Raw genomic sequence first — 20,982 nt, 5'->3', positions numbered from 1 at the left:
CATACTAATCCTCTTCAATGTGAACACTTTGGGGTAGAGTGTTAATTATTGGGGTGGTATTATTTTTTCCTTTTTATAGTCTTTTTGCTATCATTAATATAGTCGAAAAATGAAACTGGGTGATATTCATGGATGAGTTTACGTTTATTAATTCAATTAAACAAACTTCATATAAACAATCTTCCCTATTAAAGGGGATTGGGGACGATGCAGCAGTTTTTCGCCAAACCAGTCAGGATGTTGTAACGACAGTGGATACGTTTGTGGAAAACGTTCATTTTTCCCGTAAAACAATGGAGCCGTTTCATATAGGTCATAGGGTGCTTGCCGCAAACGTTAGCGATATGGCTGCGATGGGGTCCATGCCGGCATTTTATTTGGTGTCCATTGTCATTCCACCACATTGGTCAGATGAAGAACTGCAACAAATTTACCAGGGGATGCGAATGCTGGCAAATAATTATAAAGTGGATTTAATCGGTGGAGATACTGTTTCTGGAAACGAGTTAGCAATTTCTATTACAGTTATTGGGTATGTAGATAAGAATAAGGCGCGTTACCGGAGTTCCGCAGAGATAGAGGATATCGTTTTTGTTACTGGTACATTAGGAGATTCTCGGGCTGGTTTTCATATTTTAACTCAGCCTGGGCAGTACACAGACAAGGAATATTATATGAACAAACATCGATTGCCTTCACCACGTGTTACGTTTTCCCATGAATTAAGACAACTATCACGAATAGCACTCAATGATGTAAGTGATGGGATTGCAAATGAGGCTGCGGAAATTGCGGAGGCATCCGAGGTTTCAATTGTTTTAGATTATGATAAATTACCAAGAAGTGCGGCTTTTCATCAGTTTAGTGTTGATCAGCAACGAAATTGGCAGCTTTTTGGTGGGGAAGATTTTGAACTGATCGGAACAGTTGCTAAAAGTGATTGGCCATTAATTAAACAACTAGCTGAACAAACAAACACAAAGGTTACGGAAATTGGCTATGTAGATAATAAGCAGACCAATCTTGTTTATTTACAAGAAAAAGGTCAGCGTGTTGTATTGAAAAAACAAGGATATACACATTTTAAGTAGGTGAAACAATGCAGGAGAATCAAATCAAAACACATTCGGAACAAGAAACAATGCAATTAGCTGAGAAGCTTGCAGTGTTATTAAAGCCGGGGGATGTGATTACATTAGAAGGAGATCTGGGTGCTGGTAAAACAACCCTTACAAAAGGGATTGCCAGGGGACTCGGTGTTACGCGGACTGTAAATAGTCCAACGTTTACAATCATTAAGGAATATGTTGGGGAGCTTCCGCTTTATCATATGGATGTTTACCGATTAGAGGATTCTGATGAAGATATTGGTTTTTCGGAGTATTTTAATGGGGAGGGCATCTCGATTGTGGAATGGGCTCAGTTTATCGAGGATTTTTTACCACCCGAGCATTTAAATATAAACATTACATATCTTGACGAGCATTCGCGTTTATTGGCGTTTACTCCTAAGGGTACCCATTTCGAATTAGTTGTAGATCAATTAATTGGGTAGGAAAATTACTTATGAAAACAGGGAGTTACTTGAATGAATATATTAGCTATCGATACATCAAACCAAGTATTAGGTGTTGCCATACTAAAGGACGAGCTTATTATCGGTGAATTGGTCACAAATATTAAAAAGAATCATTCAGTTCGTTTAATGCCTGCAATTGACCAACTGATGAAAGAAACAAATATGACACCAGATATGCTGGATAAAATTGTTGTTGCGAAAGGCCCTGGCTCATTTACAGGTGTACGAATTGGTCTTGCAACAGCCAAATCATTAGCATGGGCTCTGGATATTCCAGTCGTCGGTATCTCCAGTTTAGAAACACTAGCGTATCAGGGATGTTTTTTAAACATGTTTGTCTGTCCTTTTTTTGATGCAAGACGCTCGAATGTTTATACAGGTTTATATCAATGGGATGAAGATAAAATGACACTTGTAAAAAATGAGCAAAATATAAGCATGACAGACTGGTTAGAGCAATTACAAATGGATGGAAAGAAAGTGCTTTTCCTAAGTCCGGATATTCATTTATACGAAGATGTGATTATGGAATATATGGGCAATCTTGCTGTTATCCCACAAGGTCCGTATCATTTAGCCAAACCATCTCATTTGGGATTGGCTGGGCTTACGAAACAGCCAGATAATACACATACGTTAATACCTAATTACTTACGTTTAGCTGAAGCAGAAGCTAAATGGCTTAAAGCACAGAAGGAACAAAATAATGGCTGAACTAGTGATTCGGAAAATGGAATATAACGATATAGATCAAGTTTTTGAGGTAGAACAGGCATCATTTGAAAACCCATGGGAAAAAGATATATTTGAGCAGGAGATTGTTGAAAATCAGTTTGCCCATTACTTTATCTTGGAATTGGATCAAAAGATTATTGGCTATGCTGGTCTTTGGGTAGTGATCGATGATGCACAAATAACAAATATTGCAGTTACGCCTGATTATCGAGGGAATAAACTAGGGGAAAAGCTATTCCACTACACAATGGAACAGGCTATACGTCTTGGCGGTCGTCGTTTATCGTTGGAAGTACGGACATCCAACATTGTTGCTCAACGAATGTATCGGAAGTTTGGTCTTGTTCCTGGAGGTATTCGGAAAAATTATTATACAGATAACCAGGAGGATGCAATTGTCATGTGGGTGAATTTATATGGATAAAGATAATTATATAGTAGGAATTGAAACGAGTTGTGATGAAACAGCTGTAGCTATTGTTAAAAATGGGACGGAAATAATCTCAAATGTGGTGGCATCACAAATTGAAAGTCATAAACGTTTTGGTGGGGTTGTGCCTGAAATAGCCTCACGACACCATGTGGAACAAATGACAGTCGTTCTAGAAGAAGCGTTTGAACAAGTAGCTATTACTTGGGATGAAATTGATGCGATTGCAGTAACAGAAGGTCCTGGCTTAGTTGGGGCATTATTAATTGGGGTTAATTCAGCAAAAGCAGTGGCATTTGCCAAGCAAAAACCTCTCATAGGAGTTCACCATATTGCCGGGCACATTTATGCGAACCGTTTTGAACAAGAGTTCCAGTTTCCATTACTGGCTTTGGTTGTATCTGGTGGGCATACGGAGCTTGTCTTAATGAAGGAACATGGCCATTTTGAAGTAATTGGTGAAACGCGTGATGACGCAGCTGGGGAGGCATATGATAAAGTTGCTCGTATGCTGGATCTACCCTATCCTGGTGGCCCGCAGATTGATCGGTTAGCAAGTATCGGCAGTGAGAGCATTTCATTTCCGCGTGCATGGCTAGAAGACGGTAGTTACGATTTTAGTTTTAGTGGATTAAAATCTTCCGTTATTAACACAATCCACAATGCGAAACAACGCGGTGAAGAACTGAAAAGGGAAGATATCGCTGCAAGTTTTCAAGCAAGTGTTGTTGAAGTATTAACGGAAAAGACATTTAAAGCAGCTAAACAATATGATGTAAAACAAGTTATTGTTGCTGGGGGTGTTGCTGCGAATAAAGGCTTACGTGGGGCTATCCAACAGTGTTTTTCTAATACAGGAATTCCATTGTCGATTCCACCTTTAAACCTTTGTACTGATAATGCAGCAATGATTGCAGCTGCTGGGACCATTTCCTATGAGCAAGGTAAGCGGTCAGGATTGGATTTGAATGCAAACCCATCGTTAGTATTAAGTTAATAACAGGTTATCAACAAGTATGTGTATATCTTCTAGAAAAAGCCTAATACTTTTATATTGATTATGTGGATAAAAACTGTGGACAACTATCGTTTTAGTTGTGGATAATGTGAATAACCGTAATGATTTTAATTATAATAGTGCTTTTTATGTGTATAACATTGTGGATTACTTAATAAGACAGTATTATATTTGTAATCAAACGTTTGATCAATAAAAAATTAATACAAAAAAACCGGGTTATCCCGGTTTTTGTTATTCATCCTCTTGTAATGCGGTCCATTCTTCCATAAGTTGTTCGATTTCTTGCTTAATTTCCCCCGTTTGCTTTGTCAGTTCCAATGCTTTTTCATGATCTTGGTAAATTTCTGGTTCGGTCATTTTTTGCTCGAGTTCAGCAAGTTCATTTTCACGTTGTTCTATTGTATCTTCTAGTTCCGTTATTTTACGTTCTTTTTTTCGTTGTTCACTGCGAAGCTTTTTTTCTTCTTTAAAGCTTAAATTACTTTGATCTTTTTTGTTCATTACTTCTGCGGTTTGTCGCAGTCTTGCACGTTCAGCTTCCTCTTCTTTTTTCTCCATATAATAATCATAATCGCCTAAATAAACAGTAGCGCCATCTTGCTGCATTTCCACAACCTGGTCTGTAATTTTATTGATAAAATATCTGTCGTGGGATACAAATATGATAGTCCCTGGAAAATCGATTAGTGCCGCTTCCAATACTTCCTTGCTGTCGATGTCCAAGTGGTTTGTCGGTTCATCCAGTACTAATAAATTGGCTTTTTGCATCATTAATTTGGCCAATGATAATCGTGCCTTTTCCCCACCACTAAGGGAATGGACAAGTTTTAAAACATCGTCACCTGAAAATAAAAAATTACCTAAAACGGTGCGAATATCTTTTTCATTTACCGTAGGATGTTCGTCCCATAATTCTTGTAAAATGGTTTTTGATGGTGTTAGAGTCATCTGTTCTTGATCGTAATAGCCAATTTGAACGTTTGTTCCAAGTTGGATTGTCCCACGGCTCGGTTTCAGTCTCCCTAAAATCGTCTTGAGTAAAGTAGTTTTACCAACACCATTTGGACCAACAAGTGCAATCCGATCCCCGCGATTTACATGAATTTTTACATTGGAAAACAAGTCCTCTCCGCTGTCTTCATATCGAAATGATAGGTCATCGATTTTTAATACGTCATTTCCACTTCGCCGGGTGATTTGGAAGGAAAAGGATGCAGACGATTCCTCACCAGCTGGTTTTTCCAATTTATCCATTCTTTCAAGCTGCTTCCGTCTGCTCTGGGCTCGTTTGGTTGTGGATGCACGAACGATATTTTTTTGAATAAATTCTTCCATCTTTTTAATCTCTGTTTGCTGTTTTTCAAACTCTTTCATATCCTGCTCAAAATTTAATGCTTTCTGCTCGAGAAATTTGCTGTATGTCCCATGATATTTTTTCGTTCGATGATAGGATATTTCGTATACAATCGTGACGGTTTTATCCAAAAAGTACCTGTCGTGGGACACGATTGTAACTGCTCCCGGATAATTAGCCAAATAATTTTCAAGCCATGCTAGTGTATCAATGTCCAGATGATTTGTCGGTTCATCTAAAATTAATAGTTCAGGTTTCTTTAATAGTAATTTTCCTAAGGCTAAGCGTGTTTTTTGTCCGCCACTTAGTTCATGGATTGGTGTTTCATAGTCATAATCCTGAAAATGGAGTCCGGTCAAGACTGCCTTAATATCTGCTTCATAGCGATAGCCTCCACCAGCTTCAAATGCCTGTTGTTTCTTATCGTAATCATGTAAAAGTTGCTCGTAGTTTGCTGTTGATAAAGAAGATGCTTGTTCCATTTCGCGTTCTAACAGTCTTAGTTCCTTTTCCTGATCAATTAAATGTTGGAACACGTCAAGCATTTCATTCCAAATGGTTTTGTCTGATTCGAGCCCAGTATGCTGGGATAAGTAGCCGATGGACAGGTCCTTCGGCTTATGTATTTCACCTTCATCATAGCTTAATTCACCCGCCATAATTTTAAGTAGTGTCGACTTACCAGCACCGTTTCTTCCAACAATAGCAATTCGATCTTTTTGTTTTATTTCGAGTTTTATAGTAGATAATATTTTTTCTGCACCAAAGGATTTTGATATTCCGTTTAATTGCATGATAATCATTTCGTTCACCTCATCCTTTTAAGTGTATCGTATTGTGAACGAGTAAGGAAGTATAATAATTTAGATTATAATGACGTCAAGTATAGGAGAAGCCACGTCTAGCTTCAAGGCTTTTAATGCAAGCAATTTATTTGTGAATTTAATCACGACTTATCGAATTTTTTCTGATAAACTAAGATGTATAAGTACGAAGTGAAATGGAGATGAGTATATGGCAAATTTCACACATTTTAATGAACAAGGCAGAGCGCGGATGGTTGATATAAGTGAAAAGCAAGAATCGGAACGAACCGCCTTTGCAAGGTCAAGTATTCAAGTCACAGAAGAAATCTATCATAAAATTAATGATAATGAGATAAAAAAAGGCGATGTGTTAGCCGTTGCCCAAGTAGCAGGGATTATGGCTGCTAAAAAGACATCAGATTGGATTCCAATGTGTCATCCATTACAATTAAAAGGCATTGACATATCGTTTGATTGGCAGATTACAGCGGATATGTTTGTATTACAAATAGAAGCTTTTGTAAAAACGAAGGGAAGTACAGGGGTTGAAATGGAGGCATTAACTGCAGCTTCAGCAACAGCCCTGACAGTTTACGATATGTGTAAGGCACTTGATAAAGGAATGGTCATTGGAGAAACTTTTTTACTAGAGAAAAAAGGTGGCAAATCCGGTGATTACTATCGAGAAAGCTAGGGGGGATAATAATGGAACAGCATAAAATTCCGCAAGCTACTGCAAAGCGGCTGCCATTATATTATCGGTTTTTAAATAATTTACATCATCAAGGCAAGAAGAGGGTGTCATCAAAAGAGCTGAGTGAAGCTGTTAAAGTTGATTCAGCAACAATTCGCCGCGATTTTAGCTATTTTGGTGCGTTAGGAAAAAAAGGATATGGCTACAATGTAGAATATTTACTGGGCTTTTTCCGCAAGACGCTCGACCAAGATGAAGTAACAGAAGTGGCTTTAATCGGCGTAGGGAATCTTGGTACAGCATTTTTACATTATAACTTTATGCGAAGTAATAATACAAAAATTGTAATGGCATTTGATACGAATGAGACAAAAGTAGGAACAGAAGTTGGTGGAGTTCCTGTATACCATATCAACGATTTAGAGGAAAAAATTAATGGTGTTCAAGTTGCGATTTTAACAGTTCCTGCCAATGAAGCTGAAGGAATTACCGAACGACTTGTCAAGCAAGGGATTTCGGGGATCCTTAACTTCACACCGGCACGAATAACTGTTCCAGATAATATTCGGGTGCATCATATTGATTTAGCTGTGGAACTGCAAGCATTGGTTTATTTTTTAAAGCACTATCCATTAGATTAGCCGTGAAATAAGTTACAAACAATTGTACAATATTTTCACCAGTTTTGACCTGCTATCATACAGTATAATGATCAATTTATATTTTGAGAAAAGAGTTGAGACACTGTACATGGCAGTTAAAGATACGAGGGAATGGCTAAAGGAATATTTGCGAATTAAGGGAAGTTCATGGGTCAATAATATTGAGCATCAGAAACAATGCATAAGTGAAAAACTCGTTTCTTACTTTCCAGGAAGTTCATCATCGGTAATCCATGATCATTTACTACAACATGGCCTTTTTTTGCCAAATGTGCAGGATGAAAGTATTATCAATTCCTTAACTAATGTTAATCCATGGAAAATTGCAAGAGTAGAGCTAATGCGATTAAAAAAGGAATGGGAAGGACCCGACATACCGATATTTATTTTTCCTTCTGATTCCAATAATCGGCAGTTAAAACGGGATTTTAATGGGTTGTCTGGGGTGTCCCATCATGATAAAGTGTTCTTGTTTGTGTCTGGAACCATGTCACAGCAAGAACTGCAGGCGCTTATTACGCATGAATATAATCATGTTTGCAGGCTGCATTATCTCGATAAAAAGGAAAAGAATATGAAACTCTTGGATTCTATTGTCTTGGAAGGTTTGGCTGAAATGGCTGTACAGGAACGTTTGGGAACAGAACATTTGGCAAAATGGGCTACCATACGACCCATTGATTCGGCCTTGAATTATTGGAGGAAGTGGCTAAAGCCAAATATGAAGTTGTCGAAAGCGGATCCTCGTCATAATGAACTGCTATATGGGGGAGGCTTTGTTCCGAAATGGCTGGGTTACAACGCTGGCTACCATTTGGTTTCCTCTTTTATTAAAAATAAACAAACGCACATAAAAGAAACGTTACATTTACCAGCCGAAACAATAGTAGAAGGATCTGATTTTTCGTTTTAACCAAAAGACTGTCCTAGCAAAGGTTCATACCATTCCTTGCCGGACAGTCTTCTGCTTATAATGTGTGTTCAAAAAGTATGCCAAATTAGAAGCAAGGCCGACTAAGTACGTCACGTCCTGTGACAACGTCGACACTAGCACGTCCTGTACGTCGAAGGTCGAGGCGGCGTAGCTTTGAGCCCCGGAGTGTACATAAATAGGTACATGAGGAGCGGAAAAGCAAGCCAACGAAGAGATTCGCTGCTTATTATTTGGTGACTTTTTGAACAACCTTTTATAATACTACCAGAAAAATAATGGTGACAATGCAGCAATGGTAGCTAGAGCAATTCCCCAGCCAGCACCCCATCCACCATATCCGCCATAACCACCGTATCCGCCGTATCTACCATATCCACCATATCCACCGAAACCATATCCGAATCCGCCCAGATTTCTGCCTTCTAGTGGACGAAGAAAGACATGCGAGTTGCTAACTCTAGTAACAACACCCCGGTGCATTCTACCATCTCTTGTTCTAATTCCGACAGGGCGTCCAACACATCCTAGACACTGCCGATAAAAAGGACTTACTGCCATCCTGTATGAACTCCTTTCCTGTTAATAATATGGATTTATTATGGGTGTTAAATGACGATAAACAAATGCAAAGAAGTGAAATGGATTAATTCCACTACTATTAGTAATACCTTATGTTTTAAATTTTTTACCGATTGGACAAAAACCTTAGTATCTATTAATAAATAAAAAATGGTAAGAACAAGGGAGGGACATAAATGAAAAATTATACGTATCATGATTTTTTAGCCTTTTTAGGGGTTGGTGGGGCTCACCCAGGTGGAATTGCTCTAACAAAAAAATTGTTAAGAGATGTGCCAATCAACCAAACCTGTAACATACTTGATGCCGGGTGTGGAACAGGACAAACAGCGGCTTATTTAGCACAAGCTTATGGTTGTAAAGTAACCGGACTTGACCTGCACCCATTAATGATAGAGAAGGCACAAAAGAGATTTGCCAAGGAAAATATTACAGTTCGTTTAGTTGAGGGAGACATTGAAAATAGTTCTTTGCTAGCGGAGTCCTTCGATTTGATTATAGCTGAATCGGTTACGGTCTTCACCAACATTACGAAAACTGCTAATGAATATTTACGTTTGTTAAGAAAAGGTGGAATTCTGCTGGATCTTGAAATGACAGCGGGTAAATCTTTTTCAAAGGAGGAAATCGAGGGGTTTCGAGATGTGTACGGGGTCGACGAAGTACCTTTGCAGGATGAATGGAAAGCTATGTTTCGTTCAGTTGGCTTTCGTTCCGTTGAAGTAGTCAAAGAAAATACGGTGGAAGAAATGTTACATGATCAATCGTTTCAGGAAGATTCCTCTTCGTCACCAGAAATAAACCCTTCAAAACCAATGGACCCGTCATTATATAAGATATGGGATAAACATCAGCTGCTAGCAGAGAGGTTTTCCAATCAATTAAAGTACAGCGTCTACAAAGCAATGAAATAGTAATTTTATTAAAAGGCTCTTTTCGTAATGTTTGTTGCTTTTTAATTTCGTCGTTGATATAAAGTGCGACGTAGTGAAATTTCCTTTCGTAACAATGATGATGCAATGCCTAAATTCCGCTCCGGCAGAATACTTCGCTTTCCGCGGGCACGGCTTCAGCCTCCTCACGGAAAACCGCCGCTGCGGGGTCTTCAGACTCGTGCTGTTCCCGCAGGACAAGGAAAGCCTCGGCAGCGTTACATCGCACGCAGAAAATTGATCTGTATTTTCAAGGAGTCTACGTATTCTGCCTCCGCTGGTAGTGGTGCTCTGATTATCGACAGGGAAAAGCCATGGATTCTAACGTTACACAAGACTTTTTCACCCTTGAACAGAAATTAACTCAAGCAATAGCTGAATGTAATGAGTTTTTAAATCACAACACCAGTGGAGGAAATACACGTAGACTCCTGGGGGAAAGCGAAGACGATGAGACACCAAAGTGAGTGGTTTTCTCACGAGGAGGCTCATCTCAAGCCCCCGGAAAGCGAAGTGTATTTCCGTAACGGTAATTAGTGCACAGTTTATATCTATTGTGTCAAAAACAACAAATGGCTTCGGTGGGGCGAGTGATCGCAGCCCCAATCTTTTAGAAAACAGCCTATTAAAAAGAAGAAGCAGCTAGTGCGCTACTTCTTCTTTTTATGTTTTAACCGAAAATGGATGGACATCAATCGTATAGAAACACCAAAGTCAAGCGTCGCGAAAATTGCAAGAAGGATCGTTGGAAAACTCCATACAGTATCTTCAACCGTTTGTGTAGCTATAAACGTAAATAATAAGCCCATTATAAAATAAAAAATGGCCATAGTCTTTGGTGAGGTGCTCATGTTTAGCCTCCAATAAAAATCATTTGCATCTGTTCATATTGTTGCATCATTTTTTCAATATCTTCCGGTGATAGGGAGAGTTGGACAATTACTGAAATGGAATTCATGGCCATGTGAACAATAATTGGCACAATAATTCGCTTTGTTTTTACATAAAGAAATGCAAATACAAACCCCATCGAACCATAGATTAAAATGTGTTCAGGTTCCCCGTGAATAATAGCAAAAATGAAAGCAGATAGCAGTGCAGCAATAAAAAAGTTTGTCTTTTTATATAGACCGCCAAAAATTATTTTCCGAAAAATTATTTCTTCCAAGATAGGTGCTACGAGTGCTGGAATGATGATAAACAAAGGTGTAGCACGCGTTATGTCCATAATCATCTGTGTGTTCTCTGACCCTATTGTTATGCCGAAGAATTCAGTTTCAATCAGTGATGCCAGGCCTTGAGAAAAGTAGGCCATAAATACACCGCCAATAGCCCATAGAACACCATTCCCAATATCTGTTGCGTTACGATCACTACCAGCTTTCATATCCGGTTTCATTAATAACAGTACAATGACAAGCCCCGCAATAAAGCTGAAAATAGACCAATAGACAACAGCATCAGATTTGCTTAATGGGGATGTCATATACAATAATGGAGCAAAAATGATCCCTGAGAATTGCATGATGATATAGGTTAAAATGACATACCAATATCTTTTTGTCAAAATGAAACGACCCCTTCATGAGTAGTATTAAAATAGTTTATGCTAGGATGTGGACATCTATTAACAAAAGCGTAAGCGCCCGATTAGCGACGTACGGACTGGACTGAGCCGTAGGAGATAAAGGAAACACGGTGAGCGGAAGCGAACCGATGTTGACTTATCGTACGGAGGTGAGGGAAGTCTCGCTAGTCGCTGGGCGCTGGAGCTGGACGTAGCTTATCCTGCTCAAGAACAAATTAGAGCAAAATTTTATGCTTTACCATACCTATTAAAAAATCATCATTTAAGCATTAATTTAAACACTAACACGTATTTTAGCATATTTTCTATCCTGATAATAATGGTATGGTTTAAGAAGAATTGTAGCAAATAAAAATTGGAAAAAAGCAATTAGATTACTTGCATTTTTAGAATGAATTATTTATTATATTAAGTGGAATTAGCACTCAACATTCATGAGTGCTAATAAATCAAAAAATACAATATAGAAATGAATTAAGGAGGTTGTCTACATGATAAAACCACTAGGAGATCGTGTTGTAATCGAGCTTGTTGAACAAGAGGAGAAAACTGCAAGCGGTATTGTACTTCCAGACTCTGCTAAAGAAAAACCACAAGAAGGTAAAGTTGTTGCCGTTGGTTCTGGTCGTGTAACAGAACATGGGGAAAAAGTTGCCCTTGAGGTTGCAGAGGGAAATCATGTAATTTTTTCTAAGTTCGCTGGTACAGAAGTGAAATATGAAGGCACAGAATACTTAATTCTTCGTGAAAATGACATTTTAGCTATCATTGGCTAACGAAAAAAATATCCTATCATTCAATTATAAGGAGGGCATTTAAAAATGGCTAAAGAAATTAAATTTAGTGAAGACGCTCGTCGCGCGATGCTTCGCGGTGTAGATACATTAGCAGATGCAGTGAAGGTAACATTAGGGCCAAAAGGTCGTAATGTTGTTTTAGATAAAAAATTTGGTTCTCCGTTAATTACAAATGACGGTGTTACTATTGCGAAAGAAATTGAACTGGAAGACCAGTTCGAAAACATGGGTGCACAGCTTGTATCAGAAGTAGCATCCAAAACAAACGATGTTGCTGGTGATGGTACAACAACTGCAACCGTATTAGCTCAATCCATGATTCGTGAAGGATTGAAAAACGTTACATCTGGAGCAAATCCTGTAGGTGTTCGCCGTGGTATCGAAAAAGCGGTTGAAGCAGCAGTTGGAGAATTAAAAACTATTTCAAAACCAATCGAATCAAAAGAATCAATTGCACAAGTTGCAGCTGTTTCATCTGATGATAAAGAAGTTGGTAACCTTATTTCTGAAGCAATGGAACGTGTTGGTAATGATGGTGTTATCACAATTGAAGAATCAAAAGGCTTCAACACGGAATTAGAAGTAGTTGAAGGGATGCAATTTGATCGTGGCTACTCATCTCCATACATGGTAACAGACCAAGATAAAATGGAAGCAGTATTAGACGATCCATACATTTTAATTACAGATAAAAAAATCGGTAATATCCAAGAAATTCTTCCTGTACTTGAACAAGTTGTACAACAAAGTAAACCACTTCTTTTAATCGCGGAAGATGTGGAAGGGGAAGCCCTTGCAACATTAGTATTGAACAAGCTTCGCGGCACATTCAATGTTGTTGCAGTTAAGGCTCCTGGCTTTGGTGATCGTCGTAAAGCAATGCTTGAAGACATCGCTGTATTAACTGGTGCAGAAGTTATTACCGAAGATCTAGGCTTAGATCTTAAAAATGCAACTGTTGACCAATTAGGACGAGCTTCAAAAGTTGTTGTAACAAAAGATAATACAACAGTTGTAGAAGGTTCAGGAAATCCTGAAGCTATTTCTTCTCGTGTAACGCAAATCCGTGCACAAGCAGAAGAAACAACTTCTGACTTTGATAAAGAAAAATTACAAGAACGCCTTGCAAAATTATCTGGTGGTGTAGCAGTCATCAAAGTTGGTGCTGCAACCGAAACAGAATTAAAAGAACGTAAACTACGCATTGAAGATGCACTGAACTCAACTCGTGCAGCAGTTGAAGAAGGTATTGTATCTGGTGGTGGTACAGCATTAATTAACGTTTACGCTAAAGTTAATGAACTATCACTTGAAGGTGACGAAGCAACAGGTGCAAGCATCGTTCTTCGTGCACTAGAAGAACCAGTACGTCAAATTGCTCACAATGCTGGTCTTGAAGGTTCGATCGTTGTAGAACGTCTAAAAGGTGAAAAAGTTGGCGTTGGCTTTAATGCAGCAACAGGCGAATGGGTAGATATGGTTGAGACAGGTATCGTTGACCCAACTAAAGTTACTCGTTATGCATTGCAAAACGCTGCATCAGTAGCAGCAATGTTCTTGACTACTGAAGCAGTTGTTGCTGACTTGCCTGAAGAAAATGCAGGCGGCGGAATGCCTGATATGGGCGGCATGGGCGGCGGAATGCCGGGCATGATGTAAGGCTAATTAAATAAAGCTTGATATGACGGGGTTTGCCAAAGGGCAGATCCCGTTTTTTAATGAAAAGGTAACAAAAAGGTAACATTTATTTTTAAAAAGATAATTTTTGTAGCAAATCTCCATTCATTGAGGTAATGCCATTAATCGATTTTATTTTCATCTTTTCAGTAACATGTGTATATACTTTTAGTGTTGTATCTGGATCTTCATGGCCAATCCTTTTCATGGTGTGTAGATCAACACCAGCTTCTGTCATCATAGAAATGTGTGTATGTCTGAAAGAATGTGGTGTCATTGTCCTGGCTTTATTCGTTTTTGTTGTTTCAAGTCCGTATTCTTTCATATTGTTATTTTCACTATAAAGCGTCTTGCTGATTCTAATAGTTTTATTCTCAAAATCTAAATCCGACTTCTTTAATGCAACTAGCTCACCTGGACGCATTCCAGAAAAAGCTAGTGTGTAAAACCGCTCTACGTTTAGTTCTAATCCTATTTTTAATACTGCATCCAAAAATGTTAATAACTCTTTTTGTTCAAAATACGTTTCTTCAAGTGTGTTTTTTTCCAAGTCTTCTATCGTTATGGCTTTTTTTGGTATGATGGCATCTATTCTCGGATTGTCTTTCATTAGTTTGTTTCGTATACCATACTTGAAGATCATATTAGCCCATGTATTTACGCCACTAATTGTTGTATGTGCATATCCTTCTTTATCCAAGTCAATTAGCATATTTTGAAACATATAATGGGTTATTTCTGATACAGGTGTTTTAGCGAAATATCTGTTGAGTATTTTTATTTCCTTTTCCCGTACTCTTACACTAGATGCTAGGGAAAGATACGTTTCCGGCAATTATTCAATTGGAATCAACCCTATTTACTCGCTGACGATCCAGAGTTTAATTAAATATTAATGAAGTTGAATCAATGTTTTGAATAGATAAAACTTAGTTGACAGAAGAATTTGCTAGTCATACTCCCCCCTATAATAGAATGAAAATTCATATATTACTGGCATAATAGTAATATATGTAAAATCTAATTTTGTAGGGGGAAAAGTTATGGCTAAGAAAACTGAATCGCAAGTAACTTTGCAATCAAAGGACCCAAATGTTCCAAGACCTAGATTAAGCAAACTAATAATAAAAAGTTTCCGGTGTATTGGGAATAAACCAGTTAAAATTGAACTGGACGATATAGTAGTTTTGGTTGGCCCAAATAACGCTGGAAAAAGCACTATATTAAAAGCTTATGAGGTTATAATGTTTCATGGATCTAATGCGGATAAATTAACAATTGATGATTTCCCTAATGGAAAAATTGTCGAAGGGGCTTATCCTGAAATGGAATTACATACCGTTGTCCATGATAATAGTCCTGGACAACGTTGGATTAAGATTGATGAAAAGACGAATGAAAATATGTACGCGAACAGTGGATTTGGAAAGATGTAGGGGCACCCATAAGAAGGGGATATGATATAGAGCTAGATGATTGGTCCAATAATGTACCGTGGGAAGCGCCTAACATAGCAAATGCCCAAAGACCACAACCTCATTTAGTAGAAGCATTTGAAGATCCAGAGAAACAAGCAAATGAGATTACGAAAATACTATCTTCCGTTATTACTGAGCGAGTTAAAAATATTTCAACAAAAAATACAGATTCAAATGGAGAAGAGGATACCGACTATGAAAGATTACTAAATAAAATTCAAGAAATGCAAGAACAAGTTTTGGTGGATACAAAAGATGAAATAGAGGAGGCGGAGGAGCAGTTATCATCAATTATTGATAATGTGTTTCCTGGTTATAAAGTTAAATTTGATGCTAGACCCGAAGAAGAGCTCGAGAAAAGTATAAGTTTATTTAAAGCAAAGTCCCAACTTCTAATGGGACCACAGGGAGGATATCAAAGTTCTATAGCTAGGCAGGGAAGTGGAGCTAGGAGAACCCTTCTATGGGCTGCACTTCGTTTTGTAAATGGAACTGAATTAAGTAAGAATAAGAAAAAAAGGGATGAAAGACCACATGTATTATTATTAGATGAACCAGAACTTTGCTTACACCCTAACGCAATTCGAGAGGCATATAAAAGTCTTTATGATCTACCAAATAACAATAATTTTTAAAAGGTGGTACACCGATCGAGGTAATTTCTGAAATTATGAACCATAAAACAATACGCGGGACACAGCATTACACCCATCCACTTCAAAAGGAAGTGAAGAAACGTTTTAATGAGGTTCTTAATGAAGGCGCTATATTATGGGGGAAAAAGCACTACAAATTAAAGACAAACTAAAAAAGCATAACCCATTTAAAGGTAAAACGACTGATCAGGTTGATAAACTTCGTAAGGCTATGAAAATCCAAGTTTTATCACATATTTTGTGCTTACACCATCCAATGTAATGAACCTTGTGCTGGTGACGGCGTTTGCTTAGGGTGTCGGAATTTTTTAACGACACCAGAGTTTCTTGACATGCATAAAGGACGTTTGGAAAGAGTGAGAAATGCACTAGACAGAACTCCAAGTGAAGGCCCATATGAAAGCAAATTAAGACATATGGAGACTTATTTAGTAAAAATTATAGAAGACCTTGAAAAGCAAATGAATTATTCGGGTCAAGAAGATAATGCAAATTATAAAGACCCTGCCATAGGGGGGAATATAGTGGCAAGTTATAAGCAACAAGAAATGCTCAAGATGAAGATAGATCAAGCTATTTCAATTCTTAGACGTGAAAAAAAGAAGCTATCAATCTCCAAAATTGCCGAAATGGCTAAAATTGCTAGAAAGACAATATACAACAACCCAGAACTAAAACAACGCTGTGACCAAGCCATACACATTTAAGAAGAGCAAAATATAGCACTACAAGAGGTTGTAACTGGTTTAGCTAATCAAGCCGAAAATAAGCCTTAAACTGGAAGAAAGCTTCTTGAAGAACGATATAAAAAATCAAGGGAAGACTTGGAGTCAGAAAGTGATAAAAACGCAAAGTTGTTAGAGAGTAATAGACTGCTTGTGTTAGAGAAGGCTGAATTAAAGAATAGGGTTCAAATGTTACAACAACAAATGGAATGGCTTAAAGCTCAAAAGGTAAAACCTTTAAGATAATTTTACATAAATAATGGATAGTAGAATACTTTGAAAGAAATTGAACAGTCCGCTGAAACGAAACGGGGCTAGCTGAATAAGATAAAATGAGAATATTATCAAACAGGATATGATCTAGATTCCCAAATTCAAACTGACAACAAATAAGTAAGAAAATGGAGAGTCCTCTAACATAGTGACACGGAGGACCAGCCATTTTCTTTTCGAGAGTAAAACGGTTTGATATATACCATTATGTGTTAAACTAAATATAATCTGAGAGTAGGGATAACGCAAAGTCACCAAACTTATTCTGTTATTCTTATTGCTTGTTCTTAGCATCTTTTAGGACAATACAGCTAATCCCCAGATGGTTAGGGCAACTCCATTGTTTCTTAAAATCCTTCTGCTTTAATGTTATAATAAGTATACATTCTTGATTTAGCTACTTGCATTATATTAAATCACCTGAAAATTATTTGATTTTGATATTCCGTTCTTCCAATTCATGAAAAATTTGTTGCTTAATATCTTGAAAATATCCATTTTCGCCAATCGTTATGCTATTGCCATCTTGAAAGATAAATTCATATTTAGAAGCGCTTCGATCAGGCTTCATGCGATGGATAACTTTTGTCAAATCATCCCAAGAATAAGCGTATTTGTTTTCCGAAAATAGAGGTCGATAGTATATACCTTTTTCTGATATCGCTTCGTAATGCTGGGAAGCAGTATAGAAAACAAATATACTTAACACAACACATATAGTGCTTAGCAGGATAGGTAACTTCTTTATATTAAAAATGGCAAGAAGAAGTCCAGCAACAAATAAAAGAAAAAAACCGGTACCGTAAACGAGATAAACGGCTGGAGATAGAAATACAAACCAGGTTTCTGTTGTATAGTGGATGTTGTTGGCAATCGTTATGGGTACAAATAACAGAAATATTGGTGAAGCAACAGCGATGACAATGCTGATAGCAATAAAGATATGACGTGACTCGTAATTTTTTTGCATGCCAGCCCTCCCTTTATGTAACTTTAATATCTCTTGGAATTTTTCCAACTATTGTAGTAGAAACGGAAGTGAGCGGAGTATATAATCTTCTAATTCACTCTAATCCTTACATTATTCATCCTGTGTATTACAGATGAAGGCAGGGAAAGGTTCTAAGCTGAGTCTTATGCCCGAATGTTCAATACTACGTTATTAGTGTAGTCTTTTCCGGAAATAATAGAGCATATATACAGATTAAGTTGCCTGTATTGATTTCTTTTGTGGTATTCCTTCAATAACGTTCTCTCATCAAATTCATATTGTTCTTTCTATGACGTACACTTAGCAGAATTCCAAAAACTCAATGAGCAATTGTCCCTGCGAGAATTGGTTTGTTGTTTAAACTTCCCTGTAACATTTTAGCTAAATGCAGTTTATTATTTTATCTAAAAATTTAATTATCGCAATCATAATAGTGATTAAAGTTTATTCCCTAAAGCCAAAATTGGTTAATATTAGTAATATGACAACTGATTCATTTTATAAGTTATGGTATACTTCTGTTCATCTACTGTCAAGTTCATTGTTTTTGAGTTTACCCTTTCTCGGTGTGACCGTCAAGTAGAATAACACAATTTTTGCTCGTTAATTTGAAACACTTTGTTGACCAAATATAGTCGATCTATGTTTCATTCGCCAACTATCTTCATCCAAGTGAATTATTTCCACTCGGTGTAGTATGCGATCTAATATTGCGGTAGTAATCGCTTGATCTCCTAATAGTTCTCCACATTCTTTTGGACCTTTATCTGAAGTCAAAATGATTGATGATTGGTTATAAAGGTCATTAATTAAATGAAAGAACATATTTGCTTCTTGTTTGTCCATTGCCATAAACATCAGATCATCAATAATGACTAGATCTGCTTCTCTAATTCTGTTCATTCTTGTTTTTGATTTTCTAGTAATTTCTTCTGTCTTTAACACACTTATAAGGTCTCCCATGGTTGTAAATATCACTTTGTAACCCTGGTTTAAAGCCTCAATTCCTAATCCAATGGATAGATGCGTCTTACCTACACCTGGCGGTCCAAGAAGAATAATATTGTACAATTGCACAATCCATGTTAAGTCCTTGAGTTGGTTTAGTTTCTTATTACTCAATGATTTTTGTTCTTTCAAATGATATTCATCTAAAGTAAAACGGAAATGTTGCCCATTTAAATCGTTTCTCTAGTTGTTTTTCTTCTCTACGGTTTTGCTCATATGTTGCTACATCTAAGAGGAACTGAGTAAAGGAAGAATCCTTTTCCTCAGCTTCTCTTATTAATGTAGGAAGATGATTCGCTATTTCAGCTAATCGAAGGCTTCTCATCAAGTCTTGTAACTGATTTAACTGACTCAATTTAAATCACCTTCCAATATATCTGTATAGGTATCAACTTTTCTTTTCTGTGCTTCTGTTTCCATAATCCATCCAGAAATTTTATTCAACGGTGTCACAATCTAATCGTTGTCGGTTACTGTATCATCAACACGTCGTTGTCGTTTCAAGTATGAAACGATATCGCTGAAATCTGTCGCACTGTATAAGCTCCTTTTGATACATTCGTGCAGTGCGGCTGATAAAATACTCTCATTATTCTTTTTCGTTTCTCTTAATACAATCTAATTGATCTTTAATATATCTAGGATATTTTTCTCTAAGGGCATCCAGATAGTCATAAGCTATTTCAGTATCTACGAACTGGTTTGCAACTGTATCGATAAAGGCATCAACACCTTTAGTTCTATCACGTGAGTGATTTCTATCTTTAACTAACTGTCCTTTTCCCTCCGGGATCTTATGTTTTGCAATTATTTCACCGGTTTGATAAATATAGACTAATAGATGCTTATCTTCAGTCTCTTTTATACAGACATTTTCATACTTGTTAAAAGTGCCAAGTGAAAGGGAATACCAGTTAGACAAATATCGAATTGTATTGTCCTTATGGACACTTCTTGTTATACTATTTTCATAATTGTTTATAAGATCTATATCTTGTGTGACCGGTCTTAAGTGTTGCTTTTCTAAGGAAAACACTTCGACTGGTCTTTTTTTGTAGTGTTGTGAATCTTGTAATTGCCTGTCCTATTTAACCATCGCCAACCCTGCTCATTCCAGGAATCGATATTGTGAAACACTCTATGTTTAACGAAATTGTGTTTTATAAAACCTACCACATTCTCAATTTTTCCTTTACTCTCAGGATCAGCTTTTCTACGAACATGAAGCTTTAGGTTCCTAGTTTCTTTATATTGTTGAAATTCCTTTGTTAAGATTAAATCTCCACCGTTTTCACTTACCACTATTAAACTATCTTGGTCATATACAAGTTCTCTTGGTATTCCTTCGAACCATTTAAATGCATTTTTATGAGCTCGAATAACATCCTGTGTTGTAAAAGGTCTATCTAACCATTCTTGGTATTTGTATCTTGAATTAGCCAAAACAAATGCAATAAAGTTAAGTTTTGCATCCTTATTATCAGAAGTTTTTTGTTTGGTGTGACCAAAATCAACTTGAATTTGTTCTCCCACCGGCAAATCCGGAATAGCTTCATAATCCCTAGGTGATGTTTCTTTTTCTATTTGATATTCTTCTCTTAACTCTCTAACAAAAGCACGAACCGTACTTTCGCCAATCTTCAAGCTTTCATACTTTTCTTCTAGCCAATCTTGGACTTGTGCGGCTGACATGTTAGGGTATTCCCTCAACCAAGAAAGAATTAACTCCTTATAAGGATCTAACTTTTTCCTCCTTGTTTTTAAGAAGTCTACCCATTCAGCCATCTCAGAAGGAGACTTTTCTAAGTTTCGATATACTGTTGATCTTGATACTCCTAACTTTTCCGCCACCTTTGTTTTACTAAAGCCTTGCTTAATCAACTGTTTTATCTCCATATACATTTCCCACTTACCCACCTTTACTGTTCCCTCCATTGATGTGTTATTGGTAAGACATAAACATCATACAATGAAAGAGTCTTTTATTTTGCTGGTATATTTGGGTAAATAAGTGTTTCTTTTTATCTAGCAAGAACTGTCTACTCTAGTTTAGCAGTCACACT

The 20,982-nt window shown here is 37.2% G+C and carries 23 protein-coding genes and 1 pseudogene; 15 read left to right on the top strand and 9 right to left on the bottom strand.

Going from position 1 to position 20,982, the window contains the following annotated elements:
• Positions 1-128 precede the first annotated feature (128 nt).
• From thiL to tsaD, 5 genes are read left to right on the top strand one after another with little or no spacing between them, the layout of a single operon-like run.
• A complete protein-coding gene (thiL, locus tag C8270_RS01270; protein ID WP_106494760.1) occupies positions 129-1,091 on the top strand; it encodes a thiamine-phosphate kinase in 963 nt (320 codons plus the stop codon).
• A gap of 8 nt (positions 1,092-1,099) precedes the next feature.
• Complete coding sequence (gene tsaE / locus C8270_RS01265; RefSeq protein WP_106494758.1) at positions 1,100-1,555, top strand: tRNA (adenosine(37)-N6)-threonylcarbamoyltransferase complex ATPase subunit type 1 TsaE; 456 nt, start codon at positions 1,100-1,102, stop codon at positions 1,553-1,555.
• 33 nt (positions 1,556-1,588) lie between these two features.
• Entirely contained in the window at positions 1,589-2,293 is a 705-nt protein-coding gene (tsaB, locus tag C8270_RS01260; protein WP_106494756.1) for a tRNA (adenosine(37)-N6)-threonylcarbamoyltransferase complex dimerization subunit type 1 TsaB, read from the top strand.
• On the top strand, positions 2,286-2,738 hold the full coding sequence (gene rimI / locus C8270_RS01255) for a ribosomal protein S18-alanine N-acetyltransferase (RefSeq protein WP_106494755.1): 453 nt from the start codon (positions 2,286-2,288) through the stop codon (positions 2,736-2,738). Before tsaB ends, rimI begins: the two co-directional genes overlap by 8 nt.
• Positions 2,731-3,741 carry a tRNA (adenosine(37)-N6)-threonylcarbamoyltransferase complex transferase subunit TsaD gene (gene tsaD / locus C8270_RS01250; protein WP_106494753.1) on the top strand — a complete coding sequence of 337 codons (1,011 nt, stop codon included), beginning with the start codon at positions 2,731-2,733 and terminating at the stop codon, positions 3,739-3,741. The genes rimI and tsaD overlap by 8 nt, the downstream gene beginning before the upstream one ends.
• A gap of 255 nt (positions 3,742-3,996) precedes the next feature.
• Here the strand turns inward: tsaD and C8270_RS01245 are convergent, their stop codons facing one another.
• On the bottom strand, positions 3,997-5,922 hold the full coding sequence (locus C8270_RS01245; RefSeq protein ID WP_106494752.1) for an ABC-F family ATP-binding cassette domain-containing protein: 1,926 nt from the start codon (positions 5,920-5,922) through the stop codon (positions 3,997-3,999).
• A gap of 211 nt (positions 5,923-6,133) precedes the next feature.
• On the opposite strand from C8270_RS01245, the gene moaC reads away from it, so the two are divergent.
• The 3 genes from moaC to C8270_RS01230 all read left to right on the top strand — a co-directional run bounded on the left by moaC (position 6,134) and on the right by C8270_RS01230 (position 8,194).
• Complete coding sequence (gene moaC / locus C8270_RS01240) at positions 6,134-6,619, top strand: cyclic pyranopterin monophosphate synthase MoaC (protein ID WP_106494750.1); 486 nt, start codon at positions 6,134-6,136, stop codon at positions 6,617-6,619.
• A gap of 11 nt (positions 6,620-6,630) precedes the next feature.
• A complete protein-coding gene (locus C8270_RS01235; protein ID WP_199794627.1) occupies positions 6,631-7,260 on the top strand; it encodes a redox-sensing transcriptional repressor Rex in 630 nt (209 codons plus the stop codon).
• Between the two features lie 67 nt (positions 7,261-7,327).
• Positions 7,328-8,194, top strand: coding sequence for a DUF2268 domain-containing protein (locus C8270_RS01230; RefSeq protein ID WP_158701559.1), 867 nt, complete (start codon positions 7,328-7,330; stop codon positions 8,192-8,194).
• A gap of 282 nt (positions 8,195-8,476) precedes the next feature.
• On the opposite strand, the gene C8270_RS01225 is transcribed toward C8270_RS01230, so the two are convergent.
• Entirely contained in the window at positions 8,477-8,773 is a 297-nt protein-coding gene (locus C8270_RS01225; protein WP_106494745.1) for a hypothetical protein, read from the bottom strand.
• Positions 8,774-8,970: 197 nt separating this feature from the next.
• Here C8270_RS01225 and C8270_RS01220 point away from each other — a divergent pair, with 197 nt between their 5' ends.
• Complete coding sequence (locus tag C8270_RS01220; RefSeq protein WP_106494743.1) at positions 8,971-9,708, top strand: class I SAM-dependent methyltransferase; 738 nt, start codon at positions 8,971-8,973, stop codon at positions 9,706-9,708.
• Positions 9,709-10,376: 668 nt separating this feature from the next.
• Here C8270_RS01220 and C8270_RS01215 read toward each other — a convergent pair.
• Together C8270_RS01215 and C8270_RS01210 are read right to left on the bottom strand one after the other, a co-directional pair.
• A complete protein-coding gene (locus C8270_RS01215) occupies positions 10,377-10,577 on the bottom strand; it encodes a YdiK family protein (RefSeq protein ID WP_106494742.1) in 201 nt (66 codons plus the stop codon).
• A gap of 2 nt (positions 10,578-10,579) precedes the next feature.
• Positions 10,580-11,293 carry a CPBP family intramembrane glutamic endopeptidase gene (locus tag C8270_RS01210; protein ID WP_106494741.1) on the bottom strand — a complete coding sequence of 238 codons (714 nt, stop codon included), beginning with the start codon at positions 11,291-11,293 and terminating at the stop codon, positions 10,580-10,582.
• A 512-nt stretch (positions 11,294-11,805) separates the two neighbouring features.
• On the opposite strand from C8270_RS01210, the gene groES reads away from it, so the two are divergent.
• Both groES and groL read left to right on the top strand, forming a co-directional pair.
• Positions 11,806-12,090 carry a co-chaperone GroES gene (gene groES / locus C8270_RS01205; protein ID WP_106494740.1) on the top strand — a complete coding sequence of 95 codons (285 nt, stop codon included), beginning with the start codon at positions 11,806-11,808 and terminating at the stop codon, positions 12,088-12,090.
• Positions 12,091-12,135: 45 nt separating this feature from the next.
• Positions 12,136-13,770: a chaperonin GroEL gene (groL, locus tag C8270_RS01200; RefSeq protein WP_106494738.1), complete on the top strand. Its 1,635-nt coding sequence runs from the start codon at positions 12,136-12,138 to the stop codon at positions 13,768-13,770.
• 91 nt (positions 13,771-13,861) lie between these two features.
• Here groL and C8270_RS01195 read toward each other — a convergent pair whose 3' ends face one another.
• The gene (locus C8270_RS01195) at positions 13,862-14,512 is read right to left on the bottom strand and encodes a site-specific integrase (protein WP_106494737.1); all 651 of its coding nucleotides are present in this window, start codon (positions 14,510-14,512) and stop codon (positions 13,862-13,864) included.
• A 319-nt stretch (positions 14,513-14,831) separates the two neighbouring features.
• On the opposite strand from C8270_RS01195, the gene C8270_RS01190 reads away from it, so the two are divergent.
• The 4 genes from C8270_RS01190 (at position 14,832) to C8270_RS01180 (ending at position 16,629) form a co-directional block, all read left to right on the top strand.
• Positions 14,832-15,224: an AAA family ATPase gene (locus C8270_RS01190; protein WP_106494735.1), complete on the top strand. Its 393-nt coding sequence runs from the start codon at positions 14,832-14,834 to the stop codon at positions 15,222-15,224.
• Positions 15,209-15,901: an ATP-dependent nuclease gene (locus C8270_RS01185; RefSeq protein ID WP_106494734.1), complete on the top strand. Its 693-nt coding sequence runs from the start codon at positions 15,209-15,211 to the stop codon at positions 15,899-15,901. The genes C8270_RS01190 and C8270_RS01185 overlap by 16 nt, the downstream gene beginning before the upstream one ends.
• Positions 15,902-16,037: 136 nt before the next feature.
• The gene (locus tag C8270_RS19640) at positions 16,038-16,184 is read left to right on the top strand and encodes a hypothetical protein (RefSeq protein ID WP_158701558.1); all 147 of its coding nucleotides are present in this window, start codon (positions 16,038-16,040) and stop codon (positions 16,182-16,184) included.
• 70 nt (positions 16,185-16,254) lie between these two features.
• Complete coding sequence (locus tag C8270_RS01180; protein WP_106494732.1) at positions 16,255-16,629, top strand: hypothetical protein; 375 nt, start codon at positions 16,255-16,257, stop codon at positions 16,627-16,629.
• Between the two features lie 718 nt (positions 16,630-17,347).
• On the opposite strand, the gene C8270_RS01175 is transcribed toward C8270_RS01180, so the two are convergent.
• The 4 genes and pseudogenes from C8270_RS01175 to istA all read right to left on the bottom strand — a co-directional run bounded on the left by C8270_RS01175 (position 17,348) and on the right by istA (position 20,854).
• A complete protein-coding gene (locus tag C8270_RS01175; protein WP_106494731.1) occupies positions 17,348-17,890 on the bottom strand; it encodes a hypothetical protein in 543 nt (180 codons plus the stop codon).
• Between the two features lie 624 nt (positions 17,891-18,514).
• Positions 18,515-19,244: pseudogene (gene istB / locus C8270_RS01170) on the bottom strand (IS21-like element helper ATPase IstB).
• A gap of 264 nt (positions 19,245-19,508) precedes the next feature.
• On the bottom strand, positions 19,509-19,955 hold the full coding sequence (locus C8270_RS20360; protein ID WP_234028456.1) for a hypothetical protein: 447 nt from the start codon (positions 19,953-19,955) through the stop codon (positions 19,509-19,511).
• Positions 19,943-20,854 (bottom strand): IS21 family transposase, encoded by a 912-nt coding sequence (istA, locus tag C8270_RS20355; protein ID WP_234028455.1) that lies wholly within the window; start codon positions 20,852-20,854, stop codon positions 19,943-19,945. The genes C8270_RS20360 and istA overlap by 13 nt, the downstream gene beginning before the upstream one ends.
• Positions 20,855-20,982: the final 128 nt, after the last annotated feature.

This window comes from Lentibacillus sp. Marseille-P4043 (assembly GCF_900258515.1).
In the GTDB taxonomy this organism is placed as follows: domain Bacteria; phylum Bacillota; class Bacilli; order Bacillales; family Amphibacillaceae; genus Lentibacillus_C.
Note: the sequence above shows the minus strand (reverse complement) of the source record. Positions and strands in the feature narration are given on the sequence as shown.